At 71.4% G+C, this 26,257-nt stretch carries 18 protein-coding genes and 1 pseudogene; 10 read left to right on the top strand and 9 right to left on the bottom strand.

What is annotated here, in order from left to right; genetic code table 11:
* Positions 1-810 precede the first annotated feature (810 nt).
* Positions 811-2,709: an ATP-binding protein gene (locus tag E5N76_RS23470; RefSeq protein WP_207792088.1), complete on the top strand. Its 1,899-nt coding sequence runs from the start codon at positions 811-813 to the stop codon at positions 2,707-2,709.
* A gap of 96 nt (positions 2,710-2,805) precedes the next feature.
* On the opposite strand, the gene argB is transcribed toward E5N76_RS23470, so the two are convergent.
* The 7 genes and pseudogenes from argB to rpmH all read right to left on the bottom strand — a co-directional run bounded on the left by argB (position 2,806) and on the right by rpmH (position 8,261).
* The gene (argB, locus tag E5N76_RS23465) at positions 2,806-3,687 is read right to left on the bottom strand and encodes an acetylglutamate kinase (RefSeq protein ID WP_149539747.1); all 882 of its coding nucleotides are present in this window, start codon (positions 3,685-3,687) and stop codon (positions 2,806-2,808) included.
* Between the two features lie 120 nt (positions 3,688-3,807).
* A complete protein-coding gene (locus E5N76_RS23460; protein WP_149539746.1) occupies positions 3,808-4,659 on the bottom strand; it encodes a DUF72 domain-containing protein in 852 nt (283 codons plus the stop codon).
* Positions 4,656-5,339 (bottom strand): ribosome biogenesis GTP-binding protein YihA/YsxC, encoded by a 684-nt coding sequence (yihA, locus tag E5N76_RS23455; protein WP_408021723.1) that lies wholly within the window; start codon positions 5,337-5,339, stop codon positions 4,656-4,658. The genes E5N76_RS23460 and yihA overlap by 4 nt, the downstream gene beginning before the upstream one ends.
* The gene (gene yidC / locus E5N76_RS23450) at positions 5,336-7,117 is read right to left on the bottom strand and encodes a membrane protein insertase YidC (protein WP_149539744.1); all 1,782 of its coding nucleotides are present in this window, start codon (positions 7,115-7,117) and stop codon (positions 5,336-5,338) included. The genes yihA and yidC overlap by 4 nt, the downstream gene beginning before the upstream one ends.
* A gap of 10 nt (positions 7,118-7,127) precedes the next feature.
* Positions 7,128-7,364, bottom strand: a complete 237-nt coding sequence (gene yidD / locus E5N76_RS23445) for a membrane protein insertion efficiency factor YidD (RefSeq protein ID WP_149539743.1) — start codon at positions 7,362-7,364, stop codon at positions 7,128-7,130.
* Positions 7,365-7,585: 221 nt separating this feature from the next.
* Positions 7,586-7,915: pseudogene (gene rnpA, locus E5N76_RS30740) on the bottom strand (ribonuclease P protein component); the annotation flags it as partial.
* 211 nt (positions 7,916-8,126) lie between these two features.
* Positions 8,127-8,261, bottom strand: a complete 135-nt coding sequence (gene rpmH / locus E5N76_RS23435) for a 50S ribosomal protein L34 (RefSeq protein ID WP_027285151.1) — start codon at positions 8,259-8,261, stop codon at positions 8,127-8,129.
* Positions 8,262-8,467: 206 nt separating this feature from the next.
* On the opposite strand from rpmH, the gene E5N76_RS23430 reads away from it, so the two are divergent.
* The 6 genes from E5N76_RS23430 (at position 8,468) to radC (ending at position 15,337) form a co-directional block, all read left to right on the top strand.
* Complete coding sequence (locus E5N76_RS23430; RefSeq protein WP_149539742.1) at positions 8,468-9,181, top strand: TVP38/TMEM64 family protein; 714 nt, start codon at positions 8,468-8,470, stop codon at positions 9,179-9,181.
* Between the two features lie 135 nt (positions 9,182-9,316).
* Positions 9,317-10,771 carry a dihydrolipoyl dehydrogenase family protein gene (locus E5N76_RS23425; RefSeq protein WP_149539741.1) on the top strand — a complete coding sequence of 485 codons (1,455 nt, stop codon included), beginning with the start codon at positions 9,317-9,319 and terminating at the stop codon, positions 10,769-10,771.
* A 363-nt stretch (positions 10,772-11,134) separates the two neighbouring features.
* Positions 11,135-11,929, top strand: coding sequence for a 3-hydroxybutyrate dehydrogenase (locus E5N76_RS23420; RefSeq protein WP_149539740.1), 795 nt, complete (start codon positions 11,135-11,137; stop codon positions 11,927-11,929).
* Between the two features lie 401 nt (positions 11,930-12,330).
* Positions 12,331-13,389 (top strand): patatin-like phospholipase family protein, encoded by a 1,059-nt coding sequence (locus tag E5N76_RS23415; RefSeq protein WP_149539739.1) that lies wholly within the window; start codon positions 12,331-12,333, stop codon positions 13,387-13,389.
* Positions 13,390-13,485: 96 nt separating this feature from the next.
* Positions 13,486-14,292, top strand: coding sequence for a type I methionyl aminopeptidase (map, locus tag E5N76_RS23410; protein WP_149539738.1), 807 nt, complete (start codon positions 13,486-13,488; stop codon positions 14,290-14,292).
* 211 nt (positions 14,293-14,503) lie between these two features.
* On the top strand, positions 14,504-15,337 hold the full coding sequence (radC, locus tag E5N76_RS23405) for a RadC family protein (protein WP_149539737.1): 834 nt from the start codon (positions 14,504-14,506) through the stop codon (positions 15,335-15,337).
* A gap of 262 nt (positions 15,338-15,599) precedes the next feature.
* Here radC and E5N76_RS23400 read toward each other — a convergent pair whose 3' ends face one another.
* Together E5N76_RS23400 and E5N76_RS23395 are read right to left on the bottom strand one after the other, a co-directional pair.
* Positions 15,600-17,015, bottom strand: coding sequence for an AtzE family amidohydrolase (locus E5N76_RS23400; RefSeq protein ID WP_207792086.1), 1,416 nt, complete (start codon positions 17,013-17,015; stop codon positions 15,600-15,602).
* Positions 17,012-17,203, bottom strand: coding sequence for an AtzG-like protein (locus E5N76_RS23395; protein WP_149539736.1), 192 nt, complete (start codon positions 17,201-17,203; stop codon positions 17,012-17,014). Before E5N76_RS23395 ends, E5N76_RS23400 begins: the two co-directional genes overlap by 4 nt.
* A gap of 311 nt (positions 17,204-17,514) precedes the next feature.
* Here E5N76_RS23395 and E5N76_RS23390 point away from each other — a divergent pair, with 311 nt between their 5' ends.
* From E5N76_RS23390 to glgB, 3 genes are read left to right on the top strand one after another with little or no spacing between them, the layout of a single operon-like run.
* Complete coding sequence (locus E5N76_RS23390; RefSeq protein ID WP_235907845.1) at positions 17,515-20,853, top strand: alpha-1,4-glucan--maltose-1-phosphate maltosyltransferase; 3,339 nt, start codon at positions 17,515-17,517, stop codon at positions 20,851-20,853.
* A complete protein-coding gene (treS, locus tag E5N76_RS23385) occupies positions 20,853-24,104 on the top strand; it encodes a maltose alpha-D-glucosyltransferase (protein ID WP_149539735.1) in 3,252 nt (1,083 codons plus the stop codon). Before E5N76_RS23390 ends, treS begins: the two co-directional genes overlap by 1 nt.
* Positions 24,101-26,257, top strand: coding sequence for a 1,4-alpha-glucan branching protein GlgB (glgB, locus tag E5N76_RS23380; RefSeq protein ID WP_149539734.1), 2,157 nt, complete (start codon positions 24,101-24,103; stop codon positions 26,255-26,257). Before treS ends, glgB begins: the two co-directional genes overlap by 4 nt.

Below are 26,257 nucleotides of genomic sequence, written 5' to 3'. Positions count from 1 at the left end.
TGCAAGCTGAAGGACTTCAAGCGCATCGCCATGCGCAGCGAAAAGACCGACCAGAGCTTCGCCGCGATGATCTACCTCGCCACCACCGTGATCCACTCACGCTAAATCTCAACAGACCCTAGAGCGGGGCGGGTGAGCGCAGCTCAACCGATCTCGCTCTAGAGCGTGATCGGTTGAGGTCGAATCGACCGGAACCGTGAATCACGCGACCGAACAATGAGCTAGAGCGGGGCGGGTGGGCGCAGCTCAACCGATCCTGCTCCAGTGCCCCGCTTCCGAAGTCCTGTGGACTTCGGAAGCGGGGCACTGGCTTTTGTTTCAGTGGCCTGCTTGTCCGCTGCCTTCGCTGGAAATCCAGCGACCCTCGCGGACAGGGCACTGGGCGTGATCGGTTGAGGTCGACGAATCGACCGCAACCGTCAATCTCGCGGCCGAACAAGGAACTGGAGCGGGACGGGCGAGCGAAGCTCAGCCGATCCTGCTCCAAAGCGTGCCTCGATAGGGGCCGGCGCGTCTCGGCATGTCCTTGCCGCCCTGGCACCGGGCGCCCGCATGCCCGCTGTGGACCTGCCGACGCGACCCGCATCGGCTGCGTCCATCTTCTGGACAGGGCGCAAATTCGCCGATCCGCCGCCGGGCCCTTGAGACGGGCTCCGCGCCGAACCATTGCCGTTACGCCTGCGCAAATTCCCGCGCGCGGATCGATTTCGCCGCCATCACCGTCCGTCACGGGGTAGAAACGCCACAGGAATTGCAGTTCGAGGACAGGCGCATGTTGCGGCAGGCCGCCCAGGGCCCCCAGCCTGGCTGATGCGGCAGATGGCTGCGGAGATCGAGGCAGAGCGGGTGGCGGCGATGTACCGCCAGATGCCGCTCGCCGCCATGGTGACGGTGGTCAACGCCGCGCTGATGGCCGCCGTGATGTGGCAGGCCGCGGCGCGGGAAATGCTGCTGGGCTGGCTGGCCGCGGTGCTGCTGCTGGCCGTCCTGCGGCTGCTGCTCTGGCGCCGCTGGCGTCTGGAGGCGGCGGCGCCGGAGGAGCTGCTCCGGGGCGCGCCGGAGGGGCCGCCCGCCGGGCCGCTGCGGGGTGTTCCCACGGGACCGCCCATGGGACCACCCACTGGGCCGCCCACGGGGCCACCTCCGGGCCCGCCCGCGGCGCGGCGGCAATGGCGCTGGGGCCGGCTCGGCACGCTGGGGGCCGGGCTCGGCGGGGCGCTCTGGGGCGGCGGCGCCGTCCTGCTCTGGCCGGACAACGAGGCCTACCGCCTCTTCTGGGTCTTCGTCATCGGCGGCATGTGCGTCGGCGCGGGCTCCATCCACTACGCGCATTACCGCTCCGCCCTGGCCTATATCCTGCTGGCCGGGCTGCCGCTGGCGGGCTGCTTCGCCTGGGGCGGCACCGGGCCGGACCTGGCGGCGGCGGCGATGGTGCTGGTCTTCCTCGCCGCCCTCTCCGTCATCTGCTGGCGCTCCTCCGCCGAATTCGCCACGCATGTGCGGCTGCGGCTGGACCTGGCCGACCAGGCCCGCTCCCTGGACGCGGCCAATGCCCGGCTGCGGGCGGAGATCGAAAGCCGGGAGGCGGCCGAGGCCAGCCTGCACCAGGCGCAGAAGATGGAGGCGCTGGGCCAGCTCACCGGCGGCATCGCGCATGATTTCAACAACCTGCTGACCGCGGTGCAGGGCAGCCTGGATCTGCTCCGTAAGCGCCTGCCGCCCGGGGATGCGCGCGCCGCCCGGCTGCTGGAGAATGCGCTGCAGGGGGCGCAGCGCGGCGCGGCGCTGACCCAGCGGCTGCTGGCCTTCGGCCGCCGCCAGGCGCTGCAGCCCGCCTGGGTCCACCTCCCCGCCATGGTCCAGGGCATGACGGAGCTGCTGCACAATTCCCTCCGCCCCGGCATCTGGCTGGAGATCCGCTTTCCGCCCGAGCTGCCGCCGGTGCTGGCGGATGCCAACCAGCTCGAGCTGGCGCTGCTGAATCTCGTGGTGAACGCCCGGGATGCGATGCCGGAAGGCGGCACCGTCAGCATCGGCGCGACCCTGCCGGAGAGGCCGGAGGCGGAGGGGCTGATCGCCCTGACCGTGACCGATACCGGCATCGGCATGGATGCGGCGACGCTGGCCCAGGCGACGGAGCCCTTCTTCACCACCAAAGGGGTGGGCAGGGGCACCGGCCTCGGGCTTTCCATGGTGCATGGGCTGGCGGTGCAGTCCGGCGGGCGGCTTCTGCTGCACAGCGCGCCGGGGCAGGGGACGGTGGCGGAGCTCTGGCTGCCGCGGGCGGCCGGGGTCCCGCCGCAGGCGCCGCCGGAGCCCGCCGCCCGGCCCGTCCCGGCCCCCGGCCCGGGCCTTGCGGTGCTGCTGGTGGATGACGACCCGTTGGTGCTGGCCAGCACGGCGGAGATGCTGGCCGATCTCGGCCATTCGGTGGCGGAGGCGGCTTCCGCCCCCGACGCGCTGGCCCGGCTGGAGGCGGGCGACGGCTTCGACCTGGTGATCACCGACCACGCCATGCCAGGCATGACCGGGCTGCAAATGGTGGAGGTGCTGGCGCGGCGCCACCCCGGCCTGCCGGTGCTGCTGGCCACCGGCTATGCGGAGCTGGATGCGGCGGCGGAAACCGGCCCCTTCCGGCTGACCAAGCCCTTCACCCAGGAAGCTTTGGCGCAGGCAATGCAGGACTGCCTGGCGGGGCGGGCGCCGTAGGAATGGAGGGCCTCGCCCGTTGGCGGCAGTGCCGGCACCCCGAAAACAAGGGCTGGTGGCCTGAGAACGAAGGCCGCAGACCTCGGGATCAGGACATCAAGGCTTGATCAGCGTCCCCGCCCCGCCATGGGTGAAGAGCTCGCTCAGCACCGCATGCGGCACGCGGCCATCCAGGATGACGGCGCCCTTCACCCCGCGCTCGATGGCATAGATGCAGGTCTCCACCTTCGGGATCATGCCGGCGGAAATCCACCCGGCCTCGATCCCCGCCCGCACCTCGGCCACGCTCATCTCGGTGATGAAGGCACCGTCCGGCCCCTTCACCCCGGCGACGTCGGTCAGCATCAGCAGCCTTTCCGCCCCGAGGGCGCCGGCGATGGCCCCCGCCACCGTGTCCGCGTTGATGTTGTAGGTCTGGCCATCGGCGCCGACGCCGACCGGCGCCACCACCGGCACGATATCGGCGCCGATCAGCAGCTTCAGCACGCGGGTATCCACCGCCTCCGGCTCGCCGACGAAGCCGAGATCGAGCACCTGCTCGATCCGCGAGCCGGGGTCGCGCACCGTGCGCATCAGCTTCCGCGCCCGGATCAGCCCGCCATCCTTGCCGGAGATGCCGACGGCGATCGCCCCGGCGCGGGTGATCGCCTCCGCCACCTGCTTGTTCACCGGGCCGGCGAGGACCATCTCGACCACGTCGAGCATCGCCTCATCCGTCACCCGCAGCCCCTGCACGAAGGTGGACTGCACGTTGAGGCGCTTCAGCATGGCGTTGATCTGCGGCCCGCCGCCATGCACCACCACGGGGTTCACCCCCACCTGCTCCAGCAGCGCGATGTCGCGGCCGAAGCGCAGCGCCGTCTCCTCCTCCCCCATGGCGTGGCCGCCATACTTCACCACCACGATCTGGTCGTCATAGCGCTTCAGGAAGGGCAGGGCGCCGGAGAGGATCTGCATGGGGTCGGTCGTGTCGGACATCGGCCGGGCTCTCGATTAACTGGCGCGCCGGGCTTAAGGGCGTGGGGGGGCGCGGGTCAAGGCGCCCGGGCGGCGACGGGCCCGAGCCAGGGCAGGGCGCGGGCGCTGCCTGCCGCCCGGTCAGCCCTCGGCCAGCTTCGCCAGCAGCGCGGCGGCGTTGGTCGGGGTGTGCAGCTTCACGCTCTCATCCCCCGCCGCGTCGAAGATGACGAAGACATCCCGCCCCTCCGCCGCCCATGCCCGGCTGCGCGCCGCCCATTCGGCGATCGCCGCGGCGCCATAGCCCGCCGGCCCCAGCTCCGGCCGCAGATGCAGGCGTGCATAGCGGATCGGCCCCGTGGCCTCGCGGATCTGCGGATAGTCCGGGATGCCGTCGGTCTCCACCAGGGCAACGCCGTGCCGGCGGAACAGCGCCAGGCATTCGGGCGTGCCGAAGCTCGGATGCCGCCCTTCCACGGCATGGTACACCGGCCCGTCCACCCCCGGCTCCAGCCAGGTCTTGCCTTCCAGCCGCGCCTCATGCCGGGCGGCCAGGGCGGCGGCGGCCTTCCGGTCGTGCGGCAGCAGGGCCAGGAAAGGCTCCAGCCGCGCCGGCTCGAAGGCCAAATTGGGTGGAAGCTGCCACAGGATGGGCCCGAATTTCGGCCCGAGGCGGAGCAGCCCGCTGGCCAGGAAATTGGCCAGCGGCGCCTCGCATTCCTTCAGCCGGCGCATGTGGGTGATGTAGCGCGGCGCCTTCAGGGTGAAGACGAAGCCCTCCGGCGTCTCCGCCTCCCAGGCGGCGAAGGTCTTGGGTTGTTGCAGGGCGTAGAAGGTGCCGTTCACCTCAAGGACGGGGAACTGCCTGGAAGCGTAGGAAAGCTCCTCCTTCTGTTTCAGCTTCGGCGGGTAGAAGGCGCCGCGCCAGGGCGGGAAGGTCCAGCCGGCGATGCCGACGCGGATGCGCCCGCCATCCGTCCTGCCGGGGCTCATGCCGCCAGCGCCGCGATCTCGGCGCGCAGCTCCGGGATGCCGAGGCCGGTCTCGCTGCTCGTCACCAGCACCAGCGGGTGACCGGCGGTGTGCTTGCGGGCCAGCTGCTCGGCCTCCTGCTTCCGCTGCTCCAGCCACCAGGGCTTGGCATCGTCGGCCTTGGTCAGCACGATCTGGAAACCGACGGCCGCCTCGTTCAGCAGCTCCATCGCCGCCCGGTCGCCCGGCTTGGTCTCGATCCGCGCATCCAGCAGCAGCATCACCCGGCGGAGCGTCGGGCGGCCGCGCAGGAAGTCGAACATCAGCCCCTGCCAATCGGCCTTCACGCTCTTGGACGCCTGGGCGTAGCCATAGCCCGGCATGTCCACGAGGGTCAGCTTTCCCTCGGCGAGATCGAAGAAATTCAACTGCCGGGTGCGGCCTGGGGTGTGGGAGACGCGGGCGAGGGCATTCTGCCCGGTCAGCGCATTCACCAGCGAGGATTTGCCGACATTGGAGCGGCCGCAGAAGGCGACCTCCGGCACGCCGGCGGGCGGAAGCTGGTCCAGCCGCTGCGCCGCATGGAAGAAGCGGCAGGGCCGGGCGAAGAGCAGCCGCCCGGCCTCGATCAGCCCGGCCCGCTCGGCCTCGCTCCCGGCCTCGGAGAGGCTGGAGGGCAGCGCCGCCCCTGGCCCGCTCACCCCTTGCTGGGGGCCGGGGCCACGGCCTTGCCCCTCCGCTGCGAGTCCAGCCGCATGATGTACCATTGCTGCGCAATCGAAAGCAGGTTGTTCCACGACCAGTAGATCACCAGCCCGGCCGGGAAGCTGGCCAGCATGAAGGTGAAGATGATCGGCATGTACTGGAACACCTTCGCCTGGATCGGGTCCGGGGGCGCCGGGTTCAGCTTCTGCTGCAGATACATGGTGACGCCCATGATGAGCGCCCAGGCCGGCATGTGCAGGAAATGCGAATAGGCCATCGGGTCGAAGGGAAGCAGCCCGAACAGGTTGAAGAGGTTCGTCGGGTCCGGCGCCGAGAGGTCCCGGATCCAGCCGAAGAAGGGCGCGTGCCGCATCTCGATGGTGACGAACAGCACCTTGTAGAGGGCGAAGAAGACCGGGATCTGGATGAGGATGGGCAGGCAGCCGGAGGCCGGGTTCACCTTCTCCGTCCGGTAGAGCGCCATCATCTCCGCCTGGGCCTTGGCCGGGTCCTCCTTATGCCGTTCGCGGATCTCCTGCATCTTCGGCGCGAGCACCTTCATCCGCGCCATGGATTTGTAGGCCTTGTTGGCCAGCGGGAAGAACAGCAGCTTCAGCCCGAAGGTGAAGACCAGGATGGCGATGCCGAAATTGCCGAACAGCTTGAACAGCCAGTCGAGGGCGAAGAAGAAGGGCTTGGTCAGGAAGTAGAACCAGCCGAAATCGATCGCCTTGTCGAAATCCGGGATGCCGAGGCGGGCGGCATAGGCATCCAGCAGATGCACCTCCTTCGCGCCGGCGAACAGGCGCAGCGCCTGGCCGCCGCCGGTGGCGCCCGGGGTCACCTCCATGGCGGCGGGCGGGGCGAAATCCACCTGCCAGCGGTCTTCCTGGCCCCTGGGGCCCGCCTCCGGCACCGCGCGGTAGCTGGCGCGCAGGCGGGCGGCCTGGTCCACGGGCGTCAGCGCCGCCAGCCAGTATTTGTCGGTGAAGCCGGACCAGCCGCCGGCCGTCTCCTGCTCGAAGGCCACGCCGCCGCGGCGGCTGCCTTCCTCCTTGGCCTTGGAATAGGTGAGTTCCTGCAGCCTGCCGTCCAGCACGCCGACGAAGCCCTCATGCAGGATGTAGAAGCCCTGGGTGGGCGGCGTGCTCTCCCGCCGGATCCGGGCCCAGGGGAGGAGCTGGACAGGCTGCGCCCCGGTGTTCCGCACCCGCTGCTCGGCGGTGACCATGAAATTGTCATCAAGCGACAGGACGATCTCGAAGACCTGGCCCTGGCCATTGTCCCAGCGCAGCGTCACCGGGGTGGCGGGGGTCAGGCGCCCGCCCTCCGCCTGCCAGTCCGTGTCGTTGCCCGGCACGGGGGTGCGGCCATCCGCCGCCGTCCAGCCCCATTGCGCGTAATAGGGCGCCGTGCCCTCGCGCGGCGCGAAGAGGCGGACGAGAGGGGAGGCGGAGTCGGTGGTCTCGCGGTAGTCGCGCAGCACGAGGTCGTCCAGCCTGGCGCCGCGCAGGCTCAGCGTGCCCTGGACGCGCGGGCCCTCGACGGGCAGGCGGGCGGCGGGCTCGCGCGGGGTGCCGGCGGCGGGGGAGGCATCGGTCGGCGTGCGCAGCGGGCCGGCAGGCCCGGGGGCGGGCGCCGGCTGGGCGGTCTGCGCGGCGATCTGCTGCTGCGCCTGCTGCGCCTCCCGCGCCGGCCGGTTGAAGACGGTTTCGAAGACCAGCAGGATGCCGATCGAGACGATGATCGCCAGGAGAAGGCGCTTGTTGTCCATGGGCGGCGGATCAGCCTTGTTCGGTCCGGGGCGGCACGGGGTCGTAGCCGCCGGGGTTCCAGGGGTTGCAGCGCAGGATGCGGCGGCCGGCCAGAAGGGCGCCGCGGGCCGCGCCATGGGTGGAAAGCGCCTCCAGCGCGTAATGGCTGCAGGAGGGGTGGAAGCGGCATTGCGCCCCGATGAAGGGGCGCAAGGTCCATTGGTACAGGATGACGGCGCCCTTCAGCGCCTCGGCGGCGGGGCGCATCAGCCGGGCTCCGCCGGCGCCGGGGGCGCCCCGGGCCGGGGTGCCTTGGCGTCCGGCTCCCTGGTCGGTGCCCTGGCCGCGCCGGCCGAGGGGCCCGGCGCGGGCACCTTGGCCCCGCCTGACCTGGCCCCGCCTGGCCTGACCTCGCTGGCCGGGGCCGGCGCCGGCACCCCGGCCTCGGCGCCGCGGGGAGCGGCGCCCGGCGCGGCGCCGGGCTCCGGCACCCCCGCCTGGCGCAGCGCGCCGCGCAGGTCGCCGAGCAGCTTGTCCCAGGGGCGGGTCGGGGTAGCGTCGCGGGCGATGAGCACCAGATCCCAGCCGGGCGGATACTCCGCCAGCAGCAGCCGCGCCGCTTCCCGCAGCCGCCGCTTGCAGCGGTTGCGGATGACGGCGTTGCCGATCTTCTTCGTGGCGGTGAAGCCGCAGCGCAGCGGCTCGCCAGGGCGCGGCAGGGCCTGCAGGGCGAGGCCCGGCCGGCCCGCCTTGCGGCCGGCCCTGGCGGCGGCGAGGAACTCCCCGCGCCGGGTCAGCCGGGGAGGGCGGCCCGGCATGGCAGCACCCGCCCCCCGGCTAGGGCCGGCCAGAGGAAGGGGTATCGGGTCGGTCTGGCAGGTCTTTTTCGTCCTGGGTGCGTCGCGCCGAAGGCGCGCCAGCCGCACGACGGTCGGCTTGCCGAGGCCACCGGCCCTGGCGGCACCGCCCTTCTTCCCAGCGCGAAAAATCCCTCGCCATCCCGCCGCCTCACCCCTTCTCTGACAGGCCTCAGGCGCTGAGCTTGGCGCGGCCCTTGGCGCGGCGGTTGGCCAGCACCTTGCGGCCGCCGACCGTCGCCATGCGGGCGCGGAAGCCATGCCGGCGCTTCCGGACGAGCTTGGAGGGCTGATAGGTACGCTTCACGGTCGGTCTCCGGACTGGGTCGCCACCGGCGTGCCCGCAAGGGGCGCGCAACGGAGGAAGCCGGCAGCCTGCGGGGCCCCGGCGAAGGCGCGCAGCTATACGGAGGGGGCGGTGCGGCGTCAACGCCCTGAGGGGAGGGGCGAAGCCTGGTTGCGTTGCCGGCCGAGGCAGCGTAACGCGGCCCCGCCCTGCCGCGAACCGAGGCCATGCCGGACGCTGCCCCACCCTCCCCCGCCTGGATCCGGTTGTGGCCGCTGCTGATGCTGCTGGCGGCGCTGGCGCTGGCCTGGGCGCTGGGGGTGCAGCGCTCCCTTTCCTTCGAGGCGCTGGCGGCGCAGCGGGCGGCGCTGCTGGGCCTCGTCGCGGCCTCGCCGCTGCTGGCGGTGCTGGGGTTCATCGCGGTGTATGTGGGGGTGGTGGCGCTCTCCCTGCCCGGGGCGGTGGTGCTGACGCTGGCGGGCGGGTTCCTGTTCGGCCCGGTCTGGGGGGCCGTGGCGGCGGTGGTGGGGGCGACCCTGGGGGCCTGCCTGCTGTTCCTGGCCGCCCGTCACGCCCTGGCGGAGACCCTGGCGCGCAAGGCCGGCCCCTTGCTGGGGCGGGTGCGGGCGGGGCTGGCGCGGGACGGGTTCTGGTACCTGCTCTCGCTGCGGCTGCTGCCGGTGGTGCCCTTCTGGCTGGTGAACCTGGCCCCGGCCCTGGCGGGCATGCCGTTCGCATCCTTCGCCGCGGCGACCCTGGTGGGGATCATTCCCGCCACCGCGGTGTTCGCCGGCATCGGCGCCGGGCTGGGCCAGGTGTTCGAGGCCGGCGGCCATCCTGATCTTTCCGTGATGTTTGCGCCGGGCATCTTGCTGCCGCTGCTGGGTCTGGCGGTGTTGTCGCTGCTGGGCGTCTGGTGGCGCCGTCGCAGGGGTGCGTAGCCAGATTCAAGGTTCCAAAGGCCCTTCGGCCTTTGCCGGGCCCTGTCGACAATGCTGCGCATTGTCCATGGGAACCCGGGTGGGGGAGGTTGAGGGGGGCAAGGCCCTCCTCATGGATGTTTGGAGCAGAGCTTGATGCCTGATGTGGATGTCGCGGTGGTGGGTGCCGGCGCTGCCGGCCTTTCGGTCGCGGCCATTTCCGCCAGATTGGGTTTGCGGGTGGCGCTGATCGAGCGCGGCCGCATGGGGGGCGACTGCCTGAATTACGGCTGCGTCCCCTCCAAGGCGTTGCTGGCCGCCGCCCATGCCGCGGCGGCGGCCCGCGGTGCCGCGCGGTTCGGCGTGAAGCTGCCGCCGCCCGAGATCGACTGGGACGCGGTGCGCGCCCATGTGCAGGGCGCCATCGCCCGCATCGCCCCGAATGACAGCGCCGAGCGCTTCCGTGGCCTGGGCTGCGAGGTGATCCAGGCCTCCGCGCATTTCCTCGCCCCCGATGCGCTGGAGGTGGGCGGCCGCCGCCTGACCTTCCGCCGCTGCGTCATCGCCGCCGGCAGCAGCGCCGTGATCCCCGACATTCCCGGCCTGGACGGCGTCCCCTGGCTGACCAACGAGACGCTGTTCGACCTGGTCGAGCCCCCCGGCCATCTCCTCATCCTCGGCGGCGGCCCGATCGGCCTCGAGATGGCGCAGGCGCATGCAAGGCTGGGCTGCCTCGTCACGATCATCGAGGCGGCGCCGAGCATCGCCGCCCGCGAGGATCCGGCGCTGGTGGCGGGGCTGCGGGAGGCGCTGCGCCGCGACGGCGTGGAGATCCGCGAGGCCGCGAAGCTCACGGCGGTGGAGCCGCTGGAGCCGAGAAGCCCGGCGGAGACGGCCGGCGTGGTCGCGGTGCTGGCGGATGGCAGCCGCATCGCGGGCACGCATCTGCTGCTGGCGGTCGGGCGGGTGCCGCGGCTGGCGGGGCTGGACCTCACCGCGGGCAATGTGGCGGCGACGCAGCACGGCATCGCCACGCGGCGCGACCTCCGCTCCACCAGCAATCCGCGCGTCTGGGCGGTGGGCGACATCGCCGACCCGGCGGGCCTCGGCCCCCGCGCCTTCACCCATGTGGGCAGCCAGCATGCCGGCATCCTGGTGCGGTCCATGCTGTTCCGCCTGCCCTTCGCGCGGGTGGACTACGCCGCCCTGCCGCGCGTGACCTACACGGATCCGGAGCTGGCGCAGATCGGGTTGACCGAGGCGGAGGCGAAGGCGCAAGGGATCGCCGGGCTGCAGGTGCAGCGCTGGAGCCTCGAGGAGAATGACCGTGCCATCGCCGAAGGCCGGCCGGAGGGCGAGGTGCGGCTGCTGCTGGACGGGAAGGGAAGGCTGCTCGGCGCCGGGGTGCTGGCGCCGCGGGCGGGGGAGATGGCCGGGATGTTCGGGCTGATGATCGGCCGGCGCCTGCCGCTTTCGGCCCTGGCGGGGATGGTCCTGCCCTACCCCACTTTGGCCGAGGCGGCCAAGCGCGCGGCCGGGGAGTATTACACGCCGAAGCTGTTCTCGCCCGCGGCGAAGAGCATCGTCGGCCTGCTGAAACACCTGCCGTGACACATCCCGACAAGACCGCGCGGCGGCTCTGTGGGAGGCCCGGAGCAGCCTCGGCCCGGCTGGAACGGGGACCGTTCCGGCCGGGCTGGGATAAGCTGCTCCGGAACATGCATTCCTGGAGTACGACCTTCACGCTGGCCGTTTCCGGCCGGCGTGAAGCTGCTCTAGAGCGGGATCGGTTGAGCTGCGCTCACCCGCCCCGCTCTAGCTCATTGTTCGGTCGCGTGATTCACGGTTTCGGTCGATGCGACCTCAACCGATCACGCTCCAGGGCAGCAGCCGTCGCGGTGCCACCCCGGACAAGGCGGGGCACCAGGCGGCGCCGGGTTCTGACAAGTGCCTCAAGCGATTGGGAGAGATCGGATGGAGAAGACTCTCGCTGGACGGACCGCCCTGGTCACCGGCAGCACCAGCGGCATCGGGCTCGGCATTGCCCAGCTCTTCGCCGAGGCCGGCGCCAAGATCATGCTGAACGGCTTCGGCAAGCCGGAGGAAATCGCCAAGGCCCGCGCCGAGGTGGGCGCCGCCATGGGCGTCGCGGAGGCGCCCTATTCCGGCGCCGACCTTTCCAAGCCTGAGGCGGTGCGCGAGATGGTGGCGGCGGCCGAGGCGGCGCTCGGTTCCGTGGACATCCTGGTGAACAATGCCGGCATCCAATTCGTCGCGCCGGTCGATGAATTTCCCGAGGCGAAATTCGACGCCATCATCGCCATCAACTTCACCTCGAATTTCCACGCCATCAAGGCGGCGCTGCCGGGGATGAAGCAGCGCGGCTGGGGGCGGATCATCAACATCGCCTCGGCGCATGGGCTGGTCGCCTCGCCGGGCAAATCGGCCTATGTCGCCGCCAAGCACGCGGTGGTGGGGCTGACCAAGACGGTGGCGATCGAGGTGGCGCAGACGCAAATCACCTGCAACGCCATCTGCCCCGGCTTCGTCCGCACACCGCTGGCGGAAGCCCAATTGCCGGCCCTGGCGAAGCAGTACGGGGTCTCCGAGGAGGTGGCGCTGAAGGACCACCTGCTGGAGCACCAGCCTTCCAAGCGCTGGATCGAGGTGGAGGAGGTGGCGCATATGGCGCTCTATCTCTGCGGCCCCGGCAGCGGCGGGGTGACCGGCGCCGCGCTCTCCATCGACGGCGGCTGGTACGCGAATTAGAGCAGATCGCCGGAGGGCGGAATCGCCCGCGGGCGTGAATCTGCTGCAACTCCAGTGTCCTGCCCGCGAAGTTCGCTGCCTTTCCGGCGAACGCAGCGGAGAAGCAGGTCACTGAAAACACAAGCTGGTGGCCCGAGAACGACGTCCGCAGGGCTGCGGAATCGGGACACTGGAGCGGGACGATTGAGCTGCGCTCACCCGCCCCACTCTGGCTCATTGTTCGGTCGCGTGATTCACGGTTTCGGTCGATTCGACCTCAACCGATCACGCTCCAGTTCCCCACGAAGCCGCTGCGCGGCTCCGCGGGGGCCGCGGGGCGCTGTGCTCCCGGGGCTCCACACAGCCTGCCGCGGCAAAGCCGCGGCAGGGCAACAGGCAGGTCGGGTGGATGGGCGCGCTGCATGGCTGAGGGGGTAGGGGCGCCGGCGGTCGCGCGGCCGGCGGCGCCGAAGAAGATCAACCTCGCCCTGCAGGGCGGGGGCACCCATGGCGCCTTCACCTGGGGGGTGCTGGAACGGCTGCTGGAGGATGACCGGCTGGTGGTGGATGCCGTCTCCGGCACCTCCGCCGGGGCGATCAACGCCGCCATCCTGGTGCAGGGGCTGGCCGCGGGCGGCCGCCAGGGGGCGATCGACGCCCTCAACAAGCTCTGGAACGACGTGGCGCTGCGCCTCGCCTTCAGCCCGCTGCGCAACACCCCCTGGGAGAAGGCGCTCTGGGGCCACGACCTCACTTATTCCGTCGCCTACCAGACCTTCGAGACCCTCTCCCGCGTCTTCTCCCCCTACCAGATCAACCCGCTGCTGGCGGAGTTCAACCCGCTGCGCCAGGTGATCTCGGATAATCTGGACGAGGCGCGGCTGAAGCAGGACCCCAAGGCGATCCGCCTCTTCATCTCCGCCACCAATGTCCGCACCGGCAAGCCCCGCGTCTTCGGCCGGGTGGAGGTGACGACCGACGTCATCCTCGCCTCCGCCTGCCTGCCCAATGTCTTCCGCGCCGTGGAGATCGAGGGCGAGCCCTATTGGGATGGCGGCTATCTGGGCAATCCGGCGCTCTGGCCGCTCTACCATGAGCGCGGCGCGTCCGACATCGTGCTGGTGCAGATCAACGCCATATTGCGGGAGGAGCTGCCCACCACGCCCTCCGACATCATGAACCGGCTGAACGAGATCAGCTTCAATGCCAGCCTGATGGCGGAGATGCGGGCGATCGACTTCGTGCAGCGGCTGCTGGATGCCGGGCGGCTGGAACAGCCGCGCTACCGCCGCCTCTTCCTCCACGTCATCGAGGACGAGGCGCGGATGCGGGAGTTCAAGCTCTCCACCAAGCTGAACGGCGACTGGGACTTCCTGCAGACCCTGCGCGGCTATGGGCGGGAGGCGGCGGAGCATTTCCTGGCCGAGCATTTCGCCGCCATCGGGCGGGAGAGCACGCTGGATATCAGGCGATACCTGTAGGCGGCCGCCTTCCGGAATGGTCGCGAGCCTTGCACCCGGCCCCCCCGCAGCGCATCTTGGGGCGATATTTCATTCCCAGAGACAGCCGGTCAGACCATGGAGCAACAGGGCGGCGACGCGCGCCGCATCACCATTCACGCCCCCGCGGATTTCGCGGGCATGCGCGAGGCCGGCCAGTTGGCCGCCGCCACCCTCGACATGATCGCCCCGCATGTCCGCCCCGGCATCACCACCGGGGAGCTGGACCGGCTGTGCCATGATTTCATGGTCGCGCATGGCGCGGTGCCGGCGACGCTCGGCTATCGCGGCTACCCGAAATCGAGCTGCATCTCCATCAACCACGTGGTCTGCCACGGCATCCCGGGCGAGCGGGTGCTGGCGGAAGGCGACATCTTGAACGTGGACGTCACCGTCATCCTCAATGGCTGGCATGGCGACAGCAGCCGCATGTACGTGGCCGGGCAGCCCAGCACCAAGGCGCGGCTGCTGCTGGATGTCACCTACCAGGCGCTGATGCGCGGCGTGGCGGCGGTGAAGCCGGGCGCGACCCTCGGCGATGTCGGCCACGCCATCCAGAGCCTGGTGGAGCGCCACCGCTTCAGCGTGGTGCGGGATTTCTGCGGCCACGGCATCGGCCGCCGCTTCCATGAGCCGCCGAACGTCCTGCATTTCGGCCGGCCGGGGGAGGGGCCCGTGCTGCGCCCCGGCATGTTCTTCACCATCGAGCCGATGGTGAATGCCGGGCGGCCGGAGGTGAAGATCCTGGAGGATGGCTGGACCGCGGTGACCCGCGACCGCAGCCTCTCCGCCCAGTTCGAGCATATGGTCGGGGTGACGGAGACCGGCTGCGAGGTCTTCACCATCTCCCCCGCCGGGCTGCACCACCCGCCCTACAAGACGTAAGCGCTGACCGGCCGGCCCCGGGGTAAGTACGCGGGTCGCCGCCGCGGATGCGGCGGGTCCGCCCCGCGCGGGCCGCGGGGCGGTTGTGGCATGCAGGGCACAGGTGAGTGCCGGGGGAAGCTGCGCTGCATCCCGCCCGCTCGGATGCCGTCTGCAACTCTTGGTAAATTTCCCGTGGGTGCGTACACTCATTCCGTCAAAAGGATGAGCCATGCGCCAAAACGTCGCTCCCCGCCCCTCCCCGGCACGGCGCGCGCCGGATCCCGGCCTGGCGGAGGCCTCCGCGGGCTTCCAGCCGGCCCTGGCCCTGGAGAGCGAGCGGAGCGGCACGGTGACGCGGCGCCGCCAGGCGCGGCCGGAAGGGGAGGAGGCGCCGCCCGGCCATCTCGGCCACCGGGCGCGGGTGCGGCAGAGGCTGCTCTCGCACGGGCCGGACGCGCTGCTGGACCATGAATTGCTGGAGCTGGTGCTGTTCCTCGCCTTGCCGCGGCGGGACACCAAGCCGATCGCCCGGGCGCTGCTGGCCCGCTTCGGCAGCTTCGCCAATGCCATCGCGGCGACGCCGCTGGAATTGCTCGGCGTGGATGGGCTGGGGGAGGCCGGCGTCGCCGCGTTGAAGGCGGTGCAGGGCGCGGCGCTGCGCCTGGCGCGGGCGGAGGTGATCGACCAGCCTGTGCTGAATTCCTGGGACCGGCTGATCGACTACCTGACCGCCACCCTCTCCCGCGAGAAGGTGGAGCATGTGCATGTGCTGTACCTGGACACGCGCAACCGGCTGATCGCCGACGAGGCCCAGGCGCGCGGCACGGTGAACCACACCCCGGTCTATCCGCGGGAGGTGGTGAAGCGGGCGCTGGAGCTGCAGAGCACGGCGCTGATCCTGGTGCACAACCACCCGAGCGGCGACCCGACGCCCTCCCGCGCCGATATCGAGATGACGCAGGAGATCACGCAGGCGGCGCAGGTCTTCGGCATCGTGGTGCATGACCATCTGATCGTCGGCAATGGGCGGCAGCTTTCCTTCCGCCGGGAGGGGTTGCTCTAGAGCGGTTTCACGCTGACTGTGCAGCGCGAAACCGCTCTAGCTTATGGATTGTAGAGCAGATTCACGCCTCCGGGCGATGCCGCCCTCCGGCGATCTGCTCTAGCATTCCGTCGCCCCGCACGAAGTCGCCGCGCAGCGCCGCCTGGTTAGATTCTGGTGGTTGAACCCGCCGACTCAGGGCGGGGTCCGGGGGGAAGCCTTCCCCCCCCGGTGGGGGTGCAGGGGGCAGAGCCCCCTGCCGGGGCGCGGGGCAGGGCCCCGCCTACCCGAACCCCGCCGCCACCGGCGCCGCCACCACCCCCTTCGCTTCCAGCTCTGCCGCCGCACGGAACAGCAGCGCCTCCGTCCAGGGCTTGCCGATGAGCTGCACCCCGATCGGCAGCCGCCCATCCGCCTTCGGCACCGGCACCGTCACCACCGGCAGGCCGAGGCAGGAGATGGGCTGGGTGAACAGCCCCATGGAGGGCCTGAGCGGCACCTCCACCCCGTCCAGCGCCAGCATCTCCTGCCCGATCGGCGTGGCCGTCACCGGCGTCGCCGGCGCCAGCAGCACGTCCCACTCCGCCAGCAGGGCCGCCATGCTGTCCCGTGCCATCGCGCGCACCCGCTGGGCGTGGTTCACCCAGGCGGCGGGCAGCAGGGCGCCGGCCAGCAGCCGGTCCTGGATCAGCGGCTCATACTCTTCCAGCCGGGTGCGCAGCGTCGGCAGATGCAGCGCCGCGCCCTCGGAGCTGGTGATGAGGAAGGCCGCCGCCCGCGCCGCCTCCGCCATCTCCCATTCCACCGTCGCATGCGCGCCCAGCGCCGCCGCCACGGCTTCCACCGCGCCCCGCGCCGCCTTCGATTGCTGCCGGCCGAACCAGCCGCCCAGCCGCGCCACCCGCAGCCCCGCGGCGCCCGCCGCCAGCCCCGGCGTCACCGCCTGGGGCGGCTGCGGCGATTGCGCCGGGTCCTCCGGGTCCAGCCCCTGCAGCGCGTCATAGGCCGCGGCCAGATCCGCCACGCTGCGGGCGAAGGGCCCGACATGGTCCAGCGAGAAGACGAAGGGGAAGGCGCCGTGGCGGGAGAGCCGCCCATAGCTCGGCTTCACCCCGAAGATGCCGTTCAGCGAGGCGGGCACCCGGATGGAGCCGTTGGTATCCGTCCCCAGCGTGATCGGCACCAGCCCCGCCGCCACCGCCGCGCCGGAGCCGCCGGAGGAGCCGCCGGCGATCCGCCCCGGGTCATGCGGGTTGCGCGCCGGCCCGTCATGGCTGTTCTCCGTGGTGAAGCCATAGGCGAACTCGTCCATGTTCAGCGCGCCGCAGCACACGGCACCGGCGGCGGCAAGCTGCCGCACCAGGAAGGTGTCGCGCGAAGCGGGCGGCGCGGATTTGCGGATCCTGCTGCCCGCAGTGGTCGGGATGCCCTTGAGGTCGAACAGGTTCTTCGCCGCATAGGGCACGCCGGCGAGCGGCCCGGGATCCTCCCCGGCGGCGATGCGCGCATCCACGGCAGCGGCCTCGGCCAATGCCCGCTCGCTGAGCACGGCGGTGAAGGCATTCACCTTCGAATTCCCCGCCGCGATGCGGGAAAGTGCCGCCTCCGCCACCGCCCGGGCGGTGAGCTGCCCGGCGCGGACCTGCGCGGCGATCTCCAGCGCCGTCAGCGGCGGCAGGTTCATGGCCGGACCGCTCATGGCCGAAAGACGGGGGCGGGTTCGGCCGCCACCGGCACCGGCACCGCCAGGGCCGGGGCGGCGATGCGCACCACCAGGGCGAGCGCGGCGGCGACCTTCGCCTGCCGCGCCGTATCCAGCGCCAGCCCCACCGCCGGCGCGGCCGCGGCGACATGGGCGGCGGGGTCGAATTTCTCGGCGTCCAGCATCCTCTCCTCCTCGGTCCCGTGCGGGCCATGCCGGAATCATACCAACGGGCCCGCGTATCGGCTCGCGGTGCAGGGCGGTGCCGCCGACTGCCTCCCGCCCATGGCGGGCCGCCGGTCCGCCTCAAGCCGGCCTGCCGGCATCCGGCCGGGCCCGCGCTCCCCTCTCGCATCCGTGATCCGCCTGGTTTCGACCCCGTCCTGCCCGCAGGCGTTGCACAGGCCGGGATCGATACCGGGATAATGGCATGGCGGTGAAACCAGGGACGGGGCCGAAGCGGGGCCCCAAGGCATCCACTCGTGCCAAGCCGGCCATGGCCCCGCCCGTCGCTCCCGTGCCGGAGGCCGCGCCGCTGCCGGTGCCCCCGGTACCGGCGCCCCCCGTGCCGGTGCCCATGGTGCCCCGCCTCTACCTGATAAACCCGCTGCTGGTCGGCGCGCTGCCGCAATGGGATGGGCTTTTCGCCCATATCGCGGCGCTCGGCTTCGACAGCGCCCTGCTGGCGCCGCCCTTCGCCCCGGGGGCCGAGGGCAGCCTGTTCCGCATCGCCGATCCGGACGCGCCCCACCCCATCCTGGAAGCGCCGGGCGACGCGGCGGAGGCGCTGCGGCTGCTGGCGGAGAAGGCCCGGGCCCAGGGCCTCGCCCTTTACCTGGACCTGGTGCTGGACCGGGTGGCGGCGGATGGGGTGCTGGCCCGCAGCCAGCCCGGCTGGGTCACCTCCCCGGCCGACCTGCCGGATCCGCGCCTGCCGCCGGACACCCAGGGCCTCGCCTGGCTGCGCTGGGAGGACGGGGTGGGCGAGGCGCTCTACGCCTGGTGGGAAGCGCGGCTGCGCCGCTATGTCGCGGCCGGCATCGCCGGCTTCCGCTGCCTCGGCCTCGGCCGCGTGCCCCCCGGCATCTGGCGCCGCCTGGCGGAGGCGCTGCCGGAGGCGCGCTTCCTCGGCTGGACCCCCGGCCTGCCGGCGGAGGCGGCGCCGGGCTTCGCCGAGGCCGGCTTCGCCGCGGTGTTCGACAGCGCCGGCTGGTGGGATTTCCGCCAGGGCTGGTATGCCGAGGAAGCGGCCCGCCTGGCCCCCATCGCCCCGGCCATCACCACGCTGGAGCCGCCCTTCGGCCCCCGCCTCGGCGGGCCGGACCTGGCGCCGGAGCTGGCGGAGCGTGCCGCCTCCCGGCAATTGCGGTTGGCCGCCGGCATCGGTGCCGGCATGCTGCTGCCCATGGGCTTCGAATTCGGCGCCCGCCGCCGGCTGGACCCGGTGCGGGACCGGCCGGAGGACTGGTCCCGGCTGGTGCAGCGCCCGGCCGATGGGCGGCAGGCGGAAATCCGCGCCGCCAACGCCATGCTGGCCGGCCGCCGCCTGGCGAAGGCGGAGCTGCGCCCGCTGGCCGGGCCGGAGGCGGGCACGGTGGCGCTGCTGCGCGCCGAGGCGCCGGCGGCCGAGGCGACCCTGCTGGTCGCCAATGCCGATCTGGCGCGGCCGCACGCGGTGGCGGCGGCGGCGCTGCTGCCGGCCCTGCCCGCCGCCAGCGCCCGCTTCCGCCCGCGCTGGCCGGAAGCTTCCGTGCCGCCGCTGGCGCCCGGGGCGGAGCTGGCCCTGCCGCCCGGCGCCGCGCTGCTCTTCCAGGCGGAGACGCTGCCGGCCATCCGGCGGGAGGCGCCGCCGCGCCGCCTGCCCGGGGAGAAGGACCCGGCGGTGGCCGCTGCCGCCGCGCCGCGCATCGGGCTGGAGGCGATCGCCCCTGCGGTCGAGGGCGGCCGCTTTCCGGTGAAGCGCTCGGTCGGGGAGGAGGTGGAGGTCACCTGCGACATCCTTTGCGACGGGCATGACCAGCTCGGCGCCGCGCTGCTCTGGCGGCCCTGCGACGCCAAGGAATGGCACCAGACCCGCATGCGCCCGCTGGGCAATGACCGCTGGGTGGCGCGCTTCCCGCTGGAGCGAATGGGGCTGCATGTCTTTGCGGTGGAAGCCTGGCGCGACGCCTTCGCCAGCTTCCGCGACGAGCTGCGCAAGAAGCACGAGGCCGGCGTCGCCACGGCGCTGGAGCTGGAGGAAGGTCGCCGCCTGGTCGCGGCGGCGGCGAAGCGCGAGGGGAAGGGCACCGGCGGCGCGCTGCGCGACCTGGCGGCGCTGATCGGCGCCGCGGCGCCGGAGGAGAAGATCCGGCTGCTGCTGGCAGAGGACACCGCCGCGCTGATGGCGGCGGCGGATGACCGCCCCTTCCGCACCCGCAGCGCCGAGATGCCGGTGGAGGCGGAGCGGCTCGGCGCCCGCTTCGCGAGCTGGTATGAATGCTTCCCGCGCAGCCAGAGCGGCAGCACGGAGCGCCACGGCACCTTCGACGACGTCATCCGCCGCCTGCCGCATATCCGGGCGATGGGCTTCGACGTGCTGTATTTCCCGCCCATCCACCCGATCGGCACCACCAACCGCAAGGGCCGCAACAACACGCTGACGCCCACGCCGGACGACCCCGGCAGCCCCTATGCCATCGGCAGCGCGGAGGGCGGGCATGACGCGGTGCACCCCGAGCTCGGCGGCATCGAGGGCTTCCGCCGGCTGCGCGCGGCGGCGGAGCGGCAGGGGCTGGAGATCGCGCTGGATTTCGCCATCCAGTGCAGCCCGGACCATCCCTGGCTGAAGCAGCACAAGGGCTGGTTCGACTGGCGCCCCGACGGCTCCATCAAATACGCCGAGAACCCGCCGAAGAGGTACCAGGACATCGTCAATGTCGATTTCTATGCCGAGGAGGCGGTGCCCGGCCTGTGGCTGGCGTTGCGCGACGTGGTACTGTTCTGGTGCGCGGAAGGCGTGCGGCTGTTCCGGGTGGACAACCCGCACACCAAGCCCTTCCCCTTCTGGGAATGGCTGATCGCCGAGGTGCGCGGCCGCCATCCGGATGCAGTCTTCCTGGCGGAGGCCTTCACCCGGCCGAAGATCATGTACCGGCTGGGCAAGATCGGCTTCAGCCAGTCCTACACCTACTTCACCTGGCGCAACGAGAAGCGCGAGATCACGGAGTATCTGGAGGAGCTGACCGACGGCCCGCCGCGCGACTTCTACCGGCCGCATTTCTTCGTCAACACGCCGGACATCAACCCGCCCTTCCTGCAGACCGGCGGGCGGCCGGCGCATCTCATCCGCCTCGCTTTGGCGACGACGCTCTCCGGCCTCTGGGGCATGCAGCAGGGTTTTGAACTTTGCGAGGCGACGCCGCTGCCGGGGCGGGAGGAGTACCTGAATTCGGACAAATACGAGATCCGCGCCCGGCCGGACCGCGCGCCGGGCGACATCGTGGACGAGATCGCGCGGCTGAATATCATCCGCCGGCAGAACCCGGCGCTGCAGAGCCATCTCGGCCTGCGGTTCCTGGAAGCCCGCAACCCGCAGGTCATCTTCTACCGCAAATCCATGCCCGACCGTTCCAACGTGATCCTCACCGCCGTCAGCCTCGACCCCTTCGCCGCGCAGGAGACGGAGATCGAGCTCCCGCTCTGGGAATGGGGGCTGCCGGACCATGCTGCGCTGGCGGCGGAGGATCTGTTCTCCGGCGAGCGCTTCACCTGGCACGGCAAGTGGCAGCGCCTGCGGCTGGAGCCGGCCTCGCCCTTCCGCCTCTGGCGCGTGCGGCCGGAGGGCGCCGTCTGATGGGCCTGCCGCGCAACCCGCACTGGTACCGCGACGCGGTGATCTACCAGTTGCACGTGAAGAGCTTCTTCGACGCCAATGACGACGGCATCGGCGATTTCCCCGGCCTGCTGCAGAAGCTGGACTACATCGCCGATCTCGGCGTCGATACGCTCTGGCTGCTGCCCTTCTACCCGAGCCCGCTGCGCGACGACGGCTACGACATCGCCGATTACCGCACGGTGAACCCGAGCTACGGCACCTTGCAGGATGCCCGCCGCTTCGTGCGGGAGGCGCATGCGCGCGGCCTGCGCGTCATCACCGAGCTGGTGGTGAACCACACCAGCGACCAGCATCCCTGGTTCCAGCGCGCCCGCACCGCCAAGCCGGGTTCCGTGCACCGCAACTACTACGTCTGGTCCGACGACGACCAGAAATACCCGGAAACCCGGATCATCTTCCTTGACACGGAGAAATCCAACTGGACCTGGGACCCGGTGGCCGGCGCCTATTTCTGGCACCGCTTCTACAGCCACCAGCCGGACCTCAACTTCGACAATCCGCGGGTGCTGACGGAAATCCTCAACGTCATGCGCTTCTGGCTGGATATCGGGGTGGACGGGCTGCGGCTCGACGCCGTGCCCTATCTGGTGGAGCGGGAGGGGACGAACAACGAGAACCTGGCCGAGACCCATGCCATCCTGAAGACCATCCGCGCCAAGCTGGACCAGGGCTTCCAGGACCGCATGCTGCTGGCCGAGGCCAATCAATGGCCGGAGGACACGCAGCAATATTTCGGCGAGGGCGATGAATGCCACATGGCCTTCCACTTCCCGCTGATGCCGCGGATGTACATGGCGATCGCGCAGGAGGACCGCTTCCCGGTCACCGACATCCTCCGCCAGACGCCGGACATCCCGGAGGGCTGCCAATGGGCCATCTTCCTCCGCAACCATGACGAGCTGACGCTCGAGATGGTGACGGACCGGGAGCGCGACTATCTCTGGACCACCTATGCCGCCGACAGGCGGGCGCGGCTCAACCTCGGCATCCGCCGCCGCCTGGCGCCGCTGCTGGAGCGCGACCGGCGGCGGATCGAGCTGATGAACGGGCTGCTGCTCTCCATGCCCGGCACGCCGGTCATCTACTACGGCGACGAGATCGGCATGGGCGACAACATCTTTCTCAGGGACCGCGACGGCGTGCGGACGCCGATGCAGTGGTCGCCCGACAGGAATGGCGGGTTCAGCAAGGCCGATCCCGCCGCGCTGGTGCTGCCGCCGCTGCAGGACGCGCTCTACGGCTTCCAGGCGGTGAATGTGGAAACCCAGGCGCGGGACCAGCACAGCCTGCTGAACTGGATGCGCCGGATGCTGAGCGTGCGCAAGCAGAGCCGCGCCTTCGGCCGCGGCGCCATGCGGCTGCTCTACCCGGCCAATCGCAAGGTGCTGGCCTATCTGCGGGAATATGAGGGCGACACCATCCTCTGCGTCTTCAACCTCTCCCGCGCCGCCCAGGCGGTGGAGCTGGACCTCTCGGCCTGCGCCGGCTGCGTGCCGGTGGAGATGCTGGGCGGCACCGCCTTCCCGCCGATCGGCCAGCTTTCCTACCTGCTGACCCTGCCGCCCTACGGCTTCTACTGGTTCACCCTGGCGACGCAGCAGGCCCTGCCCTCCTGGCATACCCCCTCGCCGGAGCCGCTGCCCGATCTCCGCACCCTGGTGCTGACGGCGGATGTGAAGGAGCTGCTGAGCGCCCAGGTGCGGCGGGAGCTGGAGAAGCAGGTGCTGCCGGAATACCTCGCCAAGCGCCGCTGGTTCGCGGCCAAGGGCGAGAAGCTGGAAGGGACGCATCTCACTGGCATCGCCGCGCTGCCGGAAGCGCATGGCGCCGTGGTGATGGCGGAGGTGGAGGTGGCGCTGCCCGGCCGCACCGAATCCTACGCCCTGCCGCTGGCCGGCATGGAGGACAAGGACGGCATCGGCCCGCTCTCGGCGCAGCTCGCCCTCTCCCGCCTGCGCCAGGGCCGCCGCGTCGGCTACCTGACGGATGCCTTCGCCGATCCGCGCCTGCCGCCCGCCGTGCTGGCGGCGCTGCGCGCCGAGACGGTGCTGCCCTGCGAGGCGGGCGAGATCCGCTTCCTGCCCACGCCGAAGCTGGCCGAGATCGAGCTGCCGGAAGGCGCCCAGATCCGCCGCCTCTCCGCCGAGCAGTCGAATTCCTCGCTGATCTATGGCGAGCAGATCGTCCTCAAGATCATCCGCAAGGTGAATCCCGGCATCCACCCGGAAGCCGAGGTGACGCGCTACCTGACCGCCGCCGGCTACGCCAATGCGCCGCCGCTGCTGGGGGAGGTGGTGCGGGTCTCGCCCGACGGCACGCCGAACCTGCTGATGATCCTGCAGGGCTTCGTCCGCAACCAGGGCGATGGCTGGGGCTGGACGCAGGATTGGCTGCACCGCACGGTGGACGAGGCGGCGCTGACCGACACGCCGCCGGAGGACCCCTGCGCCGGCTACCTGGCCTTCGCGACGGCGCTCGGCCAGCGCCTGGGCGAGCTGCATGCGGTGCTGGCGCGGCCGACCGCCGACCCGGATTTCGCGCCGGAACGGGCCGATGCGGCGGATCGTGCGCGCTGGGCGGAAGGCGCGCTCGCCCAGCTCGACCCGGCGCTGGACCTGCTGACCGGTCGGCTGGTGCTGCCGGATGACCTGGCGCAGGCGGTGCGCGGGCTGCTGGCGCGGCGGGAGGCGCTGCGGGATGTCGTGCGGAACCTGGCCGCCGCGGCGGAGGGCGCGCTGAAGACGCGGGTGCACGGCGATTTCCATCTCGGCCAGGTGCTGGTGGCGCAGGGCGATGCGGTGATCGTCGATTTCGAGGGCGAGCCGGCCAGGCCGCTGGCGGAGCGCCGCGCCAAGGGCAGCCCGCTGCGCGACGTGGCCGGGCTGCTGCGCAGCTTCGACTACGCGGCCTCCGTCGCGCTCGCCACGGAAGCCTCCGGCGCCGCCGCCGCGGCGCCCAGCGAGCGCCGCGCCGCGCTGCTGCAGCGCTGGCAGCAGGCGTCGGAGGATGCCTTCCTCATCGCCTACCGTGCGGTGGAGGCGGCCGCCGAGCAGCCCTGGGTGCCGGAGGCGGCGCGGCAGCCCCTGCTCGATCTCTTCCTGCTGGAAAAGGCGGCCTATGAGCTGCGCTACGAGGCGGCGAATCGGCCCGACTGGGTCGGCGTGCCGCTGCGCGGCCTGGCTGCCATTGCGGAAAGGCTGGTGCCATGAACCCGGCAATCGAGGCCCTGATCGCGGGCCGCCATGGCGATCCCTTCGCCCTGCTCGGCCCGCATGGCGATCTGCTGCGCTGCTTCCTGCCCGGCGCCCGCGCCGTCACCGCCCTGGCGCGGGAGGATGGGGCGGAGCTGGCGCGGCTGGAGCGGGTGCATCCCGCCGGGCTGTTCGAGGGGCGGTTCCCCCGCCCGACCCCCTACCGCCTGCGCATCGAATGGCCGGCGGCGGTGGAGGAGGTGGAGGACCCCTACGGCTTCGGCCTGCTGCTCGGCCCGCTGGACCTGCATCTGTTCGGCGAAGGGCGGCATTTCGGCCTCGGCCGCGTCTTCGGTGCCCAGCCGATGACCGTGGAGGGCGTCCCCGGCGTGCGCTTCGCCCTCTGGGCACCGAATGCGCAGCGCGTCTCCGTGGTCGGCGAATTCAATGGCTGGGACGGCCGCCGCCACCCGATGCGCAAGCGGCAGGAGGCGGGGGTGTGGGAGATCTTCCTCCCCCGCCTCGCCCCCGGCGCGCTCTACAAATATGAGCTGCTGGGCCCGGATGGCGCGATGCTGCCGCTGAAGGCCGACCCCTGCGCCCTGGCGACCGAGGCGCCACCCGCCACCGCCTCCCGGGTCTTCGACCTCGACCGGCTGGACTGGAGCGATGGCGAATGGATGCGCGGCCGCGCCGCGCGCCAGGCGCCGCATGCGCCGATCTCGATCTACGAGGTCCATGCCGGCTCCTGGTGGCGCGATGCCGGGGGCGCGGCGCCGGACTGGGACGGGCTGGCGGACCGCCTCATCCCCTATGCCAAGGGCATGGGCTTCACCCACCTCGAATTCCTGCCCATCACGGAACATCCCTTCGGCGGCTCCTGGGGCTATCAGCCGCTCTCCATGTTCGCGCCCAGCGCCCGCTTCGGCTCGCCCGCCGGCTTCGCCCGCTTCGTCGATCGCGCCCATGCGGAAGGGCTCGGCGTGATCCTCGACTGGGTGCCGGCGCATTTCCCGACCGATGCGCACGGCCTCTACCGCTTCGACGGCACGCCCCTCTACGAGCATGCCGATCCGCGCGAGGGCTTCCACCAGGACTGGAACACCGCGATCTACAATCTCGGCCGGCATGAGGTGCGCGGCTTCCTGCTGGCCAGCGCGGCGCATTGGCTGGGCGATTTCCATGTGGACGGGCTGCGCGTCGATGCCGTCGCCTCCATGCTCTACCGCGACTATTCGCGGCAGCCGGGCGAGTGGGTGCCGAACCGCTATGGCGGGCGGGAGAATCTGGAAGCGGTGGATTTCCTCCGCGAGCTGAACGCGATGGTGACGGAGACCTTCCCCGGCGCCATGGTCATCGCCGAGGAAAGCACCGCCTGGCCCGGCGTCAGCAAGCCCACCAGCGAGGGCGGCCTCGGCTTCTCCTACAAATGGAACATGGGCTGGATGCACGACACGCTCCACTACATGGAGCTGGAGCCGATCCACCGGCAGTACCACCACGACGCCATGACCTTCGGCCTGGTCTATGCCTGGAGCGAGCGCTTCATCCTGCCGCTCAGCCATGACGAGGTGGTCTATGGCAAGCGCTCGCTGCTCTCGAAGATGCCGGGCGACGACTGGCAGAAATTCGCCAATCTCCGCGCCTATCTCGGCTTCATGTGGGCGCATCCGGGCAAGAAGCTGCTCTTCATGGGCGGCGAGATCGGCCAGTGGACGGAGTGGAACCACGATGCCGCGGTGGCCTGGCCGCTGCTGGACGCCGCGCCGCATCGCGGGCTGCAGCGCCTGGTGCGGGATCTGAACGCCGCGCTGGCCGCCCTGCCGGCGCTGCACGCGCTGGATGACAGCCCGGAGGGGTTCCGCTGGGTGGCGGGCGATGCCAGGGCGGAGAGCATCTTCGCCTGGCTGCGCTTCGGCCAGGCGGGGGATGCGCCGGTGCTCGTCCTCAGCAACCTCACCCCGGTGCCGCGGCAGGGCTGGCGCGTCGGCGTGCCGCGCGGCGGGGCGTGGCGGGAGGTGGTGAACACCGATGCCGACTCCTACGGTGGAACCAATCTCGGCAATGGCGGTTTGTTGCAGGCGGAAGCGGTGGCCAGCCAGGGCTTCGGCCAGTCCCTGTCGCTGATCCTGCCGCCGCTCGCGACGCTGATTCTCACGCCGCAGGAATAG

Origin of the sequence: Siccirubricoccus phaeus, from assembly GCF_008360935.1 — a bacterium.
GTDB classification, from domain to species: Bacteria; Pseudomonadota; Alphaproteobacteria; order Acetobacterales; family Acetobacteraceae; genus Siccirubricoccus; species Siccirubricoccus phaeus.
Note: the sequence above shows the minus strand (reverse complement) of the source record. Positions and strands in the feature narration are given on the sequence as shown.

Coding starts and splice junctions, on each gene's coding strand:
- E5N76_RS23470 (WP_207792088.1), top strand. CDS start 811: ATGCGGCAGATGGCTGCGGAGATCGAGGCAGAGCGGGTGGCGGCGATG.
- argB (WP_149539747.1), bottom strand. CDS start 3,687: ATGTCCGACACGACCGACCCCATGCAGATCCTCTCCGGCGCCCTGCCC.
- E5N76_RS23460 (WP_149539746.1), bottom strand. CDS start 4,659: ATGAGCCCCGGCAGGACGGATGGCGGGCGCATCCGCGTCGGCATCGCC.
- yidC (WP_149539744.1), bottom strand. CDS start 7,117: ATGGACAACAAGCGCCTTCTCCTGGCGATCATCGTCTCGATCGGCATC.
- yidD (WP_149539743.1), bottom strand. CDS start 7,364: ATGCGCCCCGCCGCCGAGGCGCTGAAGGGCGCCGTCATCCTGTACCAA.
- E5N76_RS23430 (WP_149539742.1), top strand. CDS start 8,468: ATGCCGGACGCTGCCCCACCCTCCCCCGCCTGGATCCGGTTGTGGCCG.
- E5N76_RS23425 (WP_149539741.1), top strand. CDS start 9,317: ATGCCTGATGTGGATGTCGCGGTGGTGGGTGCCGGCGCTGCCGGCCTT.
- E5N76_RS23420 (WP_149539740.1), top strand. CDS start 11,135: ATGGAGAAGACTCTCGCTGGACGGACCGCCCTGGTCACCGGCAGCACC.
- E5N76_RS23415 (WP_149539739.1), top strand. CDS start 12,331: ATGGCTGAGGGGGTAGGGGCGCCGGCGGTCGCGCGGCCGGCGGCGCCG.
- map (WP_149539738.1), top strand. CDS start 13,486: ATGGAGCAACAGGGCGGCGACGCGCGCCGCATCACCATTCACGCCCCC.
- radC (WP_149539737.1), top strand. CDS start 14,504: ATGCGCCAAAACGTCGCTCCCCGCCCCTCCCCGGCACGGCGCGCGCCG.
- E5N76_RS23400 (WP_207792086.1), bottom strand. CDS start 17,015: ATGAGCGGTCCGGCCATGAACCTGCCGCCGCTGACGGCGCTGGAGATC.
- E5N76_RS23395 (WP_149539736.1), bottom strand. CDS start 17,203: ATGCTGGACGCCGAGAAATTCGACCCCGCCGCCCATGTCGCCGCGGCC.
- E5N76_RS23390 (WP_235907845.1), top strand. CDS start 17,515: ATGGCCCCGCCCGTCGCTCCCGTGCCGGAGGCCGCGCCGCTGCCGGTG.
- treS (WP_149539735.1), top strand. CDS start 20,853: ATGGGCCTGCCGCGCAACCCGCACTGGTACCGCGACGCGGTGATCTAC.
- glgB (WP_149539734.1), top strand. CDS start 24,101: ATGAACCCGGCAATCGAGGCCCTGATCGCGGGCCGCCATGGCGATCCC.